Annotated in this window: 10 protein-coding genes; 8 read left to right on the forward strand and 2 right to left on the reverse strand. The window is 38.4% G+C overall.

The window, feature by feature from the left end; genetic code table 11:
• Positions 1-127 precede the first annotated feature (127 nt).
• Entirely contained in the window at positions 128-1,588 is a 1,461-nt protein-coding gene (locus L6471_RS10275; protein WP_237797288.1) for an SLC13 family permease, read from the forward strand.
• 703 nt (positions 1,589-2,291) lie between these two features.
• Here L6471_RS10275 and coaW read toward each other — a convergent pair.
• On the reverse strand, positions 2,292-3,137 hold the full coding sequence (gene coaW, locus L6471_RS10280) for a type II pantothenate kinase (protein ID WP_094447910.1): 846 nt from the start codon (positions 3,135-3,137) through the stop codon (positions 2,292-2,294).
• A gap of 210 nt (positions 3,138-3,347) precedes the next feature.
• Here coaW and L6471_RS10285 point away from each other — a divergent pair, with 210 nt between their 5' ends.
• The 4 genes from L6471_RS10285 (at position 3,348) to msrA (ending at position 7,398) form a co-directional block, all read left to right on the forward strand.
• A complete protein-coding gene (locus tag L6471_RS10285) occupies positions 3,348-3,710 on the forward strand; it encodes a hypothetical protein (RefSeq protein WP_006283400.1) in 363 nt (120 codons plus the stop codon).
• Between the two features lie 107 nt (positions 3,711-3,817).
• Positions 3,818-5,935, forward strand: coding sequence for an NAD-dependent DNA ligase LigA (gene ligA, locus L6471_RS10290; RefSeq protein WP_237797289.1), 2,118 nt, complete (start codon positions 3,818-3,820; stop codon positions 5,933-5,935).
• A gap of 98 nt (positions 5,936-6,033) precedes the next feature.
• Positions 6,034-6,717, forward strand: a complete 684-nt coding sequence (gene trmD / locus L6471_RS10295) for a tRNA (guanosine(37)-N1)-methyltransferase TrmD (RefSeq protein ID WP_006283398.1) — start codon at positions 6,034-6,036, stop codon at positions 6,715-6,717.
• A gap of 174 nt (positions 6,718-6,891) precedes the next feature.
• Positions 6,892-7,398, forward strand: a complete 507-nt coding sequence (gene msrA / locus L6471_RS10300) for a peptide-methionine (S)-S-oxide reductase MsrA (protein WP_006283397.1) — start codon at positions 6,892-6,894, stop codon at positions 7,396-7,398.
• 151 nt (positions 7,399-7,549) lie between these two features.
• Here msrA and L6471_RS10305 read toward each other — a convergent pair whose 3' ends face one another.
• The gene (locus tag L6471_RS10305) at positions 7,550-8,395 is read right to left on the reverse strand and encodes a patatin-like phospholipase family protein (RefSeq protein ID WP_006283396.1); all 846 of its coding nucleotides are present in this window, start codon (positions 8,393-8,395) and stop codon (positions 7,550-7,552) included.
• A gap of 118 nt (positions 8,396-8,513) precedes the next feature.
• Between L6471_RS10305 and L6471_RS10310 the strand changes: the two genes are divergently transcribed.
• From L6471_RS10310 to recJ, 3 genes are all read left to right on the forward strand, one after another.
• Entirely contained in the window at positions 8,514-9,914 is a 1,401-nt protein-coding gene (locus L6471_RS10310) for an aminopeptidase P family protein (RefSeq protein ID WP_237797290.1), read from the forward strand.
• 92 nt (positions 9,915-10,006) lie between these two features.
• On the forward strand, positions 10,007-11,215 hold the full coding sequence (locus tag L6471_RS10315) for a C1 family peptidase (RefSeq protein WP_027452899.1): 1,209 nt from the start codon (positions 10,007-10,009) through the stop codon (positions 11,213-11,215).
• A 122-nt stretch (positions 11,216-11,337) separates the two neighbouring features.
• Positions 11,338-13,059, forward strand: coding sequence for a single-stranded-DNA-specific exonuclease RecJ (recJ, locus tag L6471_RS10320; RefSeq protein WP_006283393.1), 1,722 nt, complete (start codon positions 11,338-11,340; stop codon positions 13,057-13,059).
• Positions 13,060-13,061 lie beyond the last annotated feature (2 nt).

The following is a 13,061-nucleotide window of genomic DNA, read 5'->3' on the forward strand; positions in this document are numbered from 1 at the left end:
TTTCTAATTTTATTTTTTTTAATATTTAAGACGTCAAATTATTTATAAAATCATTGTATCTTAGCCGGAGTTTTGACAAAATAGACACAATACAATGCAATAAATTACCATTTAAAACATAAAGCTTATGGCAAACCCTATTAAAAAAGTATTGACCGGAGATTTTAACAAGCGAAAAGGAATTATGTTTCTTGTTACGGCCTTATTAACCGTTATCGTATGGAATCTTCCTATCGACAGTTTCGGCATTGAAGGCTTGACAATAGTTCAACAGCGCGTTATCGCTATTTTCACCATGGCTGTACTTCTATGGCTTACAGAAGCAATTCCAGCATGGGCTACTTCTGTTACGATTATCTTTGTATTACTATTTTGTGTATCCGACTCTGCATTCAATTTTCTGCAAGGAAGCGAAGGAGAAACAGGAAAATTACTTGATTATCAAGGTATCATGGCATGCTTTGCAGATCCTACTATTATTCTTTTCTTGGGTGGTTTTATCTTAGCTATCGCAGCCACTAAATCTGGGCTCGACGTTCTCCTAGCCAAAAATTTAATCAAGCCATTCGGAAAGAAAAGTGAAAATGTACTTTTAGGATTTATCCTTATTACTGGCATTTTTTCTATGTTTATCAGTAATACCGCAACTGCAGCAATGATGCTTACTTTTCTCACCCCTGTTTTTCGCTCGTTACCAGCCAATGGCAAAGGACGCATAGCTCTGACTATGGCAATTCCTATCGGTGCAAATCTTGGTGGTATGGGAACCCCCATCGGAACACCACCTAATGCATTTGCCTATAAAACGTTGGAAAGTCTTGGCATGACAATAGGTTTCGGCCAATGGATGATGATCATGGTACCTATGGTGCTTATCATGCTGATAATTGCTTGGTTTATCGTTAAAAAACTATTTCCATTCTCACAAAAAAACATAGAACTCAATATAGAAGGAAACATTCAGTGGAACTGGCGAACTTATGTAGTTGCGTTCACATTTGGACTTACCATATTTCTGTGGATTGCAGGAAAATCTCTCTTCGGCATCAATGCTAACACCGTCGCGATGTTACCCATCGCCATATTTGCTTTCACTGGAGTAATTAATTCTGAAGATTTGAGAGATATCGATTGGGGAGTAATTTGGATGGTAGCCGGTGGATTTGCTTTGGGATTAGCAATGAACGGTACTGGACTGGCGGAAAATGCAGTCAAGAGTATTCCATTTGCAAACCTCAACCCGCTGCTTATCCTCATAGTCAGTGGTTTGGTATGCTACACCCTTAGCAATTTTATTTCAAATACTGCAACCGCTGCTTTACTCATCCCTATCCTTACTGTTGTATGTCAAGGTATGGGTAACAGTCTAAATCCTATCGGTGGAACTGCTACTATACTTATCGGCATAGCTATAGCAGCTTCTACAGCGATGTGTCTTCCTATTAGTACACCACCTAATGCTATTGCTTACAGTACTGGTTTAATTAAGCAGAATGATATGCTTAAAGCTGGTCTTATAACAGGTATAGTTTGTCTTGTTATGGGATATATTACTCTCATCTCGCTCTGTAAATTAGGAATTCTATAAGATAAATAAACATATCGTGAATACATAAAAGGTAAAATCTCAATAAGGGGTGACATATTTCATTTCATCATGATAATATGCCACCCCTCAATCGTTATTTAGCAAATCTCAGTACTTTACAAACTAAAACCATAACAAACATAATACATATTTGAATTTAATTGACACAAGCCGTCTTATAATTTGCGTATTTGGAATTGCGAAGTAAGACCACCTCAAATACGCGAATTTTGAAGCATTTTTGTATCTACCTGAATATCAACGCGTTACACATTTTACACTTCGATGGTTTAACAAATGGGCGCCAAAACCACAGGTCCTAGGGGTCGAAAGCTTAGGGTTGATGCGATAAGGTCATAGAGTTTAGCGAACAAAGTCTTAGGTTTCGACCCCTAGGACCTGTGGTTTTGGCGGGAGAGAAAATCGAGGGGAAGAAAAAAGTCCAAACAGGCTGATCAAAAGCTAAAGATTTTGAGCTAGATGACGATTTTTGAAAGCGCTGTTTTTTGATAAATTATTTGACATACAACTCTGTACGGACTGTAGAAATCAGCAACAGTTCGCCAATTATCGTAGTGACAGAATACAGTGCACACAAAAAGCCTTTATCTAAGTAAGTAGTTCTATTAAGGAAAAAATATCAAAACACTACTATGAAAAAAGGCCACTACTAAAAGTGACCTTTATACTTTTTATCAAATCATCAAATATTTTGATACTGCTTTTTTTGGGTATAACTCAGAGCTGCCCCTATTGCCGTACAAAACTCAGAATATTTAGGTATTCGGAAATGTACGTGATACATTTTTTCCATCGCTGGATAAACATCTCTGCACTGAGGTAGCAAAGTCATATTGCCTATCAATACGAAATCTTTAATACCACTGCCCAAAGAAGACAAAATAGTAGCTGAACCGATAGTCTGAAGCACCATATGAATTAACCCCTTGGCAATATCTTCTCTACTGGCATTTGCTTTAGCTGCACTAAAAAGAGAAGCCGTGGCATCCATCGGTAATCCAGGAAGTGGACTGGCACTAATATCCTTAATCAGCAAATTTATTTTAGAAATATCGCCTTCGTTAGCCAGGTTTATCAGCGTTTTTATATCATCAGTTTTCAGCATAATACGACTCAAGCCCGCCAAAGTACCACCTCCAATACCAATACCACCAATATGCTTAATCTCGTCACCGTCACACTTTACGATAGAAGTACCAGTTCCCATGCTAACTACTATCATCCGATCAAGTTTAGCTTCATAACGAGCACCAAGACCATCAGAAACAAACTCTTCGGCTTTTCCGGTAGGCAAACCATATATTGGTTCATTAATATAAGCAGCTCCAACACCTGTCAACATCACCTTTTCTACCTGGGAAAGCGTAATCTGATTATCATGAAGATATTTACCAAAAGCACCATATAGAGAAGTGATAGGATCAGTTGCCTTAATTCGAATAGGAGCAATAATATTTCCTTTATGGTCTACTCCTACAATTTTAGTAGTACTAATGCCTACGTCGATACCAATAACTATCTTTTCCATTTTTTTTATTTGATGTTGCAAAGGTATAAAAAGAAAATGGAACGACATTGATATAGGTCAAAAAACATACTGTTTACGCACACAAAAACAAAAAAAGACTTGCTCATTATCCTTTTTATGTATACATTTGCATCGTATTTAAGAGATATTAGGATAAATAATTAGACGATAAGAATTCAAATTCTTATTGAAGAAAGGAAAGGTAAAAAGATGAAAAAGGTTATTTTAACACTAATTACAATTCTAACTGTTACTGCAACATTTGCAGGTAACGAAGAAGCAAGTGTCATGAATGAGACCAAAACCTTTATGGTTAATTTCAATACACGTAAGATTGGTGAAGCTTTGGATTTGTCTACCGACCAATTGGAATGTATCAATGACATTGCCAAAACTTTCGATGCAGAAATGATGAATGCTGCAGTTGCTCCTAATGAAGAAAAAAAGGAATTGGTAGCTCAAGCTATTCACAACAATCTCACAAACATGAGTTATATCCTCACACCCGACCAATATAAACAGTATGAGGTTATTCTCAATACAACATTGAAAAATCGTGGATTAAAGAAGTGATTCTTTTAATTCACTCTAGAGAGAGAAATAATAGAAAGACGGGGATTCCTAAAATTAGGGATTCCCGTTTTTTTTATTTATCTTTGCATTGAAAAATAAAACCGAATATGGCTGAAGACAAAATATTAGAAATGAGAAAGGCTGTGGATCTATTGAATAGAGCTGCAGACGCTTATTATAACGGTCAGGCAGAAATAATGACCGACTACGAATGGGATGCTCTTTTTGACAGACTCAAAGTTTTAGAACAGGAAACAGGAGTTATACTTGAAGAGTCCCCTATTCATCATGTATCCGCCGACAGCATAACAGGCCAAAAGGAGGAGCATGAATTTGCCGCTTTATCATTAGCCAAAACAAAAAAAACAGAAGATCTTACAAAATGGGCAGATGGAAAGCCCATCTGGATTTCATGGAAACTTGATGGACTAACACTGGTCGCTACTTACGACAAAGGGAAACTTACAAAAGTAGTTACACGAGGAGATGGTCATTTCGGTACGAATATTACCCACTTGGCACCAGCTATCCAAGGTATTCCCCAAAAGATTAAAAATAAAGGCCATATTGTAGTCAGAGGCGAGTGCGTTATTTCATATGCCGACTTTAATCAATTTCTTATTGAAAGTGGCGAAGACTATGCCAATCCAAGAAATCTAGCATCAGGATCGCTCACACTGAAAGATATTGATGAAGTAAAATCACGTCACCTTCAGTGGATACCTTTCACTTTGGTCTATACTGATGAGAATATCAATAGTTGGGGAAAACGTATGGCATTCCTTGAGGATAATGGTATGAAAACCGTAAAACACGAATGTATACTTACTCCAAACCAAGACAACATTCAAAAGGTTATTGATCGATGGACTGAAGAAGTTACCAAGAATAAGAATCCTTTCCCTGTAGATGGATTGGTTATCGCCTACGAAGATTACGAATACTCTCAAACAGGAAGCATCACTGGCCATCATGCAACACGAGCAGGATATGCCTTCAAATGGAAGGATGAAAGCGCAACTTCTAAGCTCGACCACATCGAATGGAGTTGCGCAGCAAGCACAATATCCCCTGTAGCAGTATTTGAACCTGTAGAGTTGGAAGGGACAACTGTACAACGAGCTAGCCTTTGTAATATCAGCGAATGTGAGCGCTTAGGCATTGGTGACAAAGATAGTGTACTATCTGTTATCAAAGCTAATAAGATTATTCCTAAGGTTATTCAAGTACAACAGAAAGTAGGTGAACTACATATTCCTGAAACTTGTCCTGTCTGTCATTCACAGACACAAATTGTCACAAGTATCGCCAGCGGAACACGGACTCTGCACTGTTCCAATCCCAAATGTCCAGCGAAACAGTTGAAAAAATTCGCACGTTTTGTTTCGAAAGATGGTCTCGACATTGATGGTATCAGTGAACAAACTCTTTCTCGATTCATAAACATGGGATGGATAAAGGAATATGCTGATATCTTCAGACTTTCAGCTCACCTCAATCAGATAGCAACTCTAGAAGGCTTTGGTAAAAAAAGTGCCAATAACATTCACAAAGCTATTGAGAAGAGTCGAAATGCTGAAGCACACAAGTTACTTTATGCGCTCTGCATTCCTTTAGTCGGCAAAGATGTATGTAATCGCCTGCTCAAAAGCTATCCACTTGAAAAACTGGCAGCTATAGCCAGCGGTAATCCGAACATCAACAAGCCTATTGTTACAGAAAAGGAGGATGACTACGAACTCGACCTCTTTGCACAGCATGAGCAAGAAAATCTTCTATCGAATACTACAGAAGGTACTACAGATGCAAATACGTTTACTCCACTCAGCATCGATACACGTATTGCTATTTTTGCAGGAATAGACGGTTTAGGACCAGAGAAAAGTGCATCTGTGGTGAAATGGTTTAGTGATGAAGAAAATCAGAATGAATACCGCAATTTATTAGGGCTACTCCACTTATCACAAGACGATAATAACCCGTTGGGACAGAAATGCGAAGGACTTACCTTCGTAATAACCGGTGATGTACATCACTATAAGAACCGTAACGAACTCAAAGCGTATATTGAGAGCCAAGGAGGAAAAGTTACAGGAAGCGTAAGCAAAAGCACTTCCTATCTTATCAATAATGATGTGACATCGACTAGTGGTAAAAACCAAAAAGCCCATCAACTGAACATCCCGATTATCTCAGAAGACCAGTTTATTGAGCAATTCGGATAAGGTTATGCTATATTTAGATCATATTTCATAATAAAATTTGTATCTTTGCACAAAATTAGTTTTGTTAAAAGAACAAATCAGAATAGGTATACAAAAACATGAGAATAGATATTATCACGATATTGCCAGATATGCTCACAGGTTTCTTCGAGGAGTCAATCATGGCAAGAGCTCAGAAAAAAGGTTTGGCCGAAATACATTTGCATAATCTTCGCGATTACACTCTTGACAAGTGGAAGCGTGTAGACGATTATCCATACGGTGGTTTTGCAGGTATGGTCATGCAATGTGAACCTATCGATCGCTGTATTTCTGCCCTGAAAGCAGAAAGAGATTACGATGAAGTTATCTTTACCAGCCCTGATGGAGAAAAATTCGATCAGAAAATGGCCAACGATCTGTCACTGAAAGGCAACCTTATAATTCTTTGTGGACATTACAAAGGAATAGACCAGCGTGTACGCGATCACCTTATTACAAAAGAGGTTTCTATCGGTGATTTTGTACTCACCGGTGGCGAACTAGCCGCAGCTGTTATGGCTGACGCTATTGTTCGTCTTATTCCTGGTGCTATCAGTGATGAGCAGAGTGCACTAAGCGATTGCTTCCAGGATGATTTGCTTGCAGCTCCTATTTATACCCGTCCAAGAGAATACAAGGGATGGAAAGTACCTGATATTCTCTTAAGTGGTAACGAGGCTAAAATTAAGCAATGGGAAATGGATCAGGCTTTATCTAGAACCAAAGCACTCCGACCTGATTTGCTTAAAAAGAAAAAATAAGACTCCCGAATAAGATACATAGTGGAAGATACTTCGAATAGTTTCTTCCACTTTTTTATATGCTTCCCCAAACAGACTAAATAATTCTATTTGTATATTTGTACAATTCAAAAAACATATGTATCTTTGCCGTATAAATACAAAGAGAGAATATTTAACAACTAACACAAAAATATGAAGAATTTATATCTTGCAGGCGGTTGCTTTTGGGGAGTAAGTCACTTCTTTAAACAAATCGAAGGTGTACTGGAAACAGAAACAGGATTTGCTAATGGTAATACACCTAACCCAATATATAAAGAAGTATACACAGACACTACAGGTTATGCAGAAACTGTACGTATCGCATATGACGAGACCAAGCTCGACTTAGAATTCTTACTCAATATGTTTTTTAAGGCAATAGACCCAACCAGCCTCAACAAACAAGGTGAAGACGAAGGTACACGTTATCGTACAGGAATCTATTATACAGAAGAAAGTCAAAAACCTATTATCGATAAAGTTATGACTGAGCAACAGGCTCTTTATGACAAGCCTATCGTAGTAGAAGTAGAACCCTTGAAGAATTATTATGCTGCAGATGAATATCATCAGAATTACTTAGATAAGCACCCTGATGGTTACTGCCACCTTCCATTGGAATTATTTGCATTTGCACGAAATGCCAAGAAAAAATAAGCCAAACACCATTGAGTAACAAAGAGTGAAGGAATACATAAAATTCTAACACAAGATATACGTATAATGGCTGAGATTTTTTCTCAGCCATTATACGTAAGTGTGAAATGAACCATAAAATGATGTAAACAAAAGACATTAAAAATCCCGTCTAATATCCATTTTCTATACAAAATTTTTCACCCAATTCAAATCCTTCCTCATATAGACGTTCCAATTTATTGACATCTTTCTCTATTCTTCCTACTTCCAACGGACGAATTGGTCGAATACACTTTATCTGCCCTTTCTCTTCCAATTCATCAATTAAGTTTATCTGCGCATTGTATGAAACATGTCGTTTACTTAAAGCCAGTCTAAGACGAGGATAATTTTTATAAATAAAATAAGGAACTTTACGATCTTTGCTTTCATCTCTCCACCCCTTATTTCGAGTGAGCACCACCACATTATTAGGATGCCCCATTGCAATAGCACGCTCTACAGGTATACTGTCAGCAATACCTCCATCGAGCATCGGAATGCCATCAACATTTACGATCTTACTAACATAGGGCAAACTACTCGAAGCACGAACTATATCCAATGCACGCTGTCGATCACTCAGTTCCTGAAGATACATAGGTCTTCCTGTCTTACAATTAGTCGTTACACATTCAAAACGATGTGCATATTTAAAATAAGTATCAAAGTCGAACGGCAAAAGCTGATTTGGAAACTTATCATAAAGCAATTCTCTGTCGAAAATGCATCCCTGAGTAACCAAATGACGTATACCTATATATTTATAACGATCAAGATAGTCGATATTAGATATGCGAGCACGACGAGGCTGACGACTGATGTAGCTCATACCATTACAGGCACCAGCAGAAACGGCACAAACATAACGAAAATACAGTTCATGCTTCATAAAGGCATCAAGTACACCACTTGTAAATACTCCTCGCATGCCTCCTCCTTCCAGTACAAGTCCTGTGTTTAAGTTTAATTTCATCAGTAAACTGCTAAATATTGATAATTTTAAAGTAAATATCCCATTTTATTGCAAAGTTACTATATTTTTACCAAAAAAAGTTTTACCTTTGCCAAAAGTTTATGACTTTATAACGAATATGTTTAATAAGCAAACTTATATAGAACGTCGCGAAGAACTTAAAAAACTAGTTGGAAGCGGCGTAATTATTCTTTTTGGTAACAACGAATCGCCTTGTAACTTTCCTAATAATAGTTACTATCCGTTCCGTCAGGACTCTTCATTTCTGTACTATTTCGGACAGAAACGGGATGGATTAGTAGGCGTCATTGATATCGACAACAATATAGAAACACTTGTCGGGGATGATATCGAAATTGAAGATATCGTATGGTACGGCAAAGTAGATAGTGTACACGATATGGCAGAGCAAGTAGGTGTAGCCAATACTGCTCCTATGAAGACTTTAAAGACTATCTGCAATACAACTATGGCTGCTAAGCGCAAGATACATTATTTGCCTCCTTACCGCTACGATATCAAATTGCAAATTTTCGATTTGATGGGTATTCACCCTAATCAGCAGAAAGAAGAAGCATCAATGAACCTGATTCAGGCTATCGTAAAGATGCGTTCTAGTAAAACTACTGAAGAAATTGAAGAACTAGAAAGAGCTGCTGTTATCGGCTATAAAATGCACACCACCGCAATGCGTCTTACCAAACCAGGTGTAACTGAAAAATTTGTAGGTGGACAAGTAGACGGAGTTGCTAATAGTTATGGTGCTATGGTTAGTTTCCCTACCATATTCTCTCAACACGGCGAAATTATGCATGGAAATCCTTCCATGAACATTTTGGAAAGTGGTCGTCTCGCACTATGCGACGCCGGAGCTGAAACCATAAACCATTATTGCTCTGATAACACACGAACCTTTCCTGTTAATGGTAAATTCTCTCAGCGACAGCTGGAAATTTACTCTATCGTGGAAAGTTGTCACGACTTGACACTTAAATTGGCAAAACCAGGCGTAAAGTATTGGGATGTACATTTCGCTGTTTGTAAGCATATGACAGACAAGCTCAAAGAGCTAGGTCTGATGAAGGGCGATACTGAAGAAGCGGTAGCTGCAGGTGCCCATGCAATGTTTCTTCCTCATGGACTTGGACACATGATGGGTATGGACGTACATGACATGGAGAATTTTGACCAAATTAATGTAGGTTTTGACGAAGAAACCCGCCCTAACCTTGAGCAATTTGGTACAAATTGTCTACGTATGGGAAGAAAACTCGAAGAAGGTTTTGTCGTAACTGATGAACCAGGTATCTATTTCATCCCAGCCCTCATTGACGAATGGAAGGCATCAGGCCACTGTAAAGAGTTTATAAACTTCGATAAGCTCGAAACCTATAAAGACTTTGGAGGTATTCGCATTGAAGACGATGTACTCATCACTAAAGACGGATGTCGCTTTATAGGTAAAGACCGCATTCCATATCATCCAAAAGACGTGGAAAACTTCATGGCCAACAATTAATGAGAATTTAAATAATAACAATAACACAAAAAACAGTCGAAGAGAGATACATAAGTATATTTTTATTTCTTAACACGACGCAATTTAAAATTATGAGAAAAGTTTTAGTTTTGGCAGCTCTTGCAGGACTTGCATTGAGTGCAAATGCTAAGTCTGACAAGGACACAACTAAGGTTAACAAGAATGCTCCTGTATTCACAGTAATTAAAGAGAACCCTATCACAAGTGTAAAAGATCAGAATCGTAGCGGTACGTGCTGGGCTTACTCAACTTTAAGTTTCTTTGAGAGCGAGATTTTGAAAAAAACTGGTAAGACTTACGATCTCTCAGAGATGTTTGTTGCTAACAAAACCTACATGGATCGTGCTGTAATGGCTGTTCGTATGCATGGTGATGTATCTTTCTCTGAAGGTGGAAGCGCTTACGACCCATTGTATTGCATTCAGCACTATGGTATCGTACCTGAATCTGCTATGCCTGCTCCAGGTACACTTACAGGTGACTCTTTAGCAAACTTCGGTGAATTCTTCTCTGTACTTACACCTTATGTTGAGGCTATTGCTAAGAGTAATAAGAAGAAACTATCTCCAGCATGGAAGAATGGTCTCCAGGGCATCCTTAATTCTTATATCGGCAACTGCCCAGAGAAATTCACATATCAGGGTAAGACATATACCCCACAGTCTTTCGCAGCAAGTTTGGGTCTTGATTGGAACGATTATGTGTCATTCACTAGCTTTACTCATCACCCATTTTGGAGCCAGTTTGCAGTAGAAGTACAAGATAACTGGCGTTGGCCAATGAGCTACAACGTACCAATGGACGATCTTTGCGCTATCATTGATAACGCTATCAAAAATGGTTATACTGTAGCATGGGGTGGCGACGTAACTGAGGATGGATTCACCCGTCAGGGTCTTGGCATTGCCTTCGATGTAAAGAAGGTTCGCTCTATGGCAGGTACCGATGCTGACCATTGGTTCAAAATGTCTAAGGATGAAAAGAAAGAAAAATTTGATTCTCTAGGTGTAAATGCTCCAGAAATCACTCCTACTCAGGAAATGCGTCAGGAAGCATATGATAACTGGGAAACAACAGACGACCATGGTATGCATATCTATGGTATCGCTAAAGACCAAAATGGTAAGGAATACTACATGGTAAAGAACTCATGGGGTAAGTATGGTAAGTATAATGGCACATGGTACATGACCAAAAAATATGTTGCTTACAAGACCATGGATTTCATGGTAAATAAAAATGCAGTACCTAAGAACCTTCGTAAGAAACTTGGCATCTAAATAAGTACAAGTCAAACCTATCCGCTAAGCGGAATAGTTTACAAGATACAAAAAAGCGTAAAACAATATTGTTTTACGCTTTTTTTTTGTAACTTTACGGGCAGAAATAAAAATAATTTAAAATGCATTTTAAATGGAAATACACGACACCTACATCAGAACAAGACGAAGCAGCTAAAGCCTTAGGAGAAAAGCTCAACATGAGCACTATCCTAGCGCAATTGCTTATACGACGTGGCATCTCCACAGAAAGTGCCGCCAAAAGATTTTTTCGCCCACAATTGGGCGACCTCATCAACCCTTTCCTTATGAAGGATATGGATGTGGCCGTAGATCGACTGAACGATGCTATGGGTAGAAAAGAAAGAATCTTGGTATATGGCGACTACGATGTGGACGGATGCACAGCAGTAGCACTGGTGTACAAATTTCTACAGCAATTCTATTCCAATATAGAATACTATATACCCGACCGCTATAACGAGGGATATGGTGTGAGCAAACAAGGAATAGACTATGCATACGAAAACGGTGTTAAACTGATTATTATACTTGATTGTGGAATCAAAGCTATTGAAGAGATAGCCTATGCGAAAAGTCTTGGCATAGACTTTATCATTTGTGACCATCACGTTCCTGACGATGTGATGCCTGAAGCTGTGGCCATTCTCAATCCCAAAAGAACAGACGATAGTTTTCCTTTCAAACACTTGTGCGGATGTGGTGTCGGCTTTAAATTTATGCAAGGCTGGGCTAAAAATAATGGTATTCCATTCTCGCAGTTAATTCCTCTCCTCGACTTTTGTGCTGTGGCAATTGCAGCAGACATCGTTCCTGTAGTTGATGAAAATCGTATACTTGCCTTCCATGGACTCAAACAACTAAATCAGAATCCAAGCGTCGGCTTGAAAGCAATTATCGATATCTGTGGCCTAAATGGAAGAAATATCACGATGAGCGATATAATCTTTAAAATAGGTCCAAGAATTAATGCATCTGGACGTATGGAGAATGGTAAGGAAAGCGTAGACTTGCTAGTTGAAAAGGATTTCTCCTCCGCTATCCAAATGGCAAAACATATCAACGAATATAACGAACAGCGCAAAGATATTGACAAGCAGATGACGGAAGAAGCCAACCAAATCGTAGGAAGATTGGAAAGCCAAAAACATCAGTCGAGTATTGTACTCTATGATGAAAACTGGAAAAAAGGTGTCATCGGTATTGTAGCATCTCGACTGACAGAAATCTATTTTCGACCTACCGTAGTTATCACTAAATTTGGTGAATTCGCAACAGGTTCTGCTCGAAGTGTCACAGGTTTTGACATCTATTCTGCAATTAAAAGTTGCCGCGATCTCCTTATCAACTTTGGCGGACATACTTATGCTGCAGGTCTTACTATGAAATGGGAAGATGTAAAGGAATTCAGAAAACGATTCCAGGAATATGTCGAAAGCCATATCGAACCTGAACAAATCGAAGCAACACTTGATATCGATGCTGTGCTCGATTTTAAGGATATTACTAAAAAGTTGCATACTGACTTGAAAAAATTTGCACCTTTTGGTCCTGGAAATCCAAAACCTTTGTTCTGCACCATAGGTGTCTATGACTATGGCACAAGCAAAGTAGTTGGCAGGCAACAGGAACATATCAAATTAGAATTAGTCGATTCGAAATCAAGCAACGTGGTCAATGGTATAGCCTTTGGACAGAGTGCAAGTGCACGATACATCAAAAGCAAACGCAGTTTCGACATAGCGTATACTATAGAAGACAACGTATTCAAAAAGAATCAAGTTCAGTTGCAGATAGAAGATATTCGTCCTACAGAATATTAAAT

The organism is Segatella bryantii, from assembly GCF_022024215.1.
Classification (GTDB): Bacteria; Bacteroidota; Bacteroidia; order Bacteroidales; family Bacteroidaceae; genus Prevotella; species Prevotella bryantii.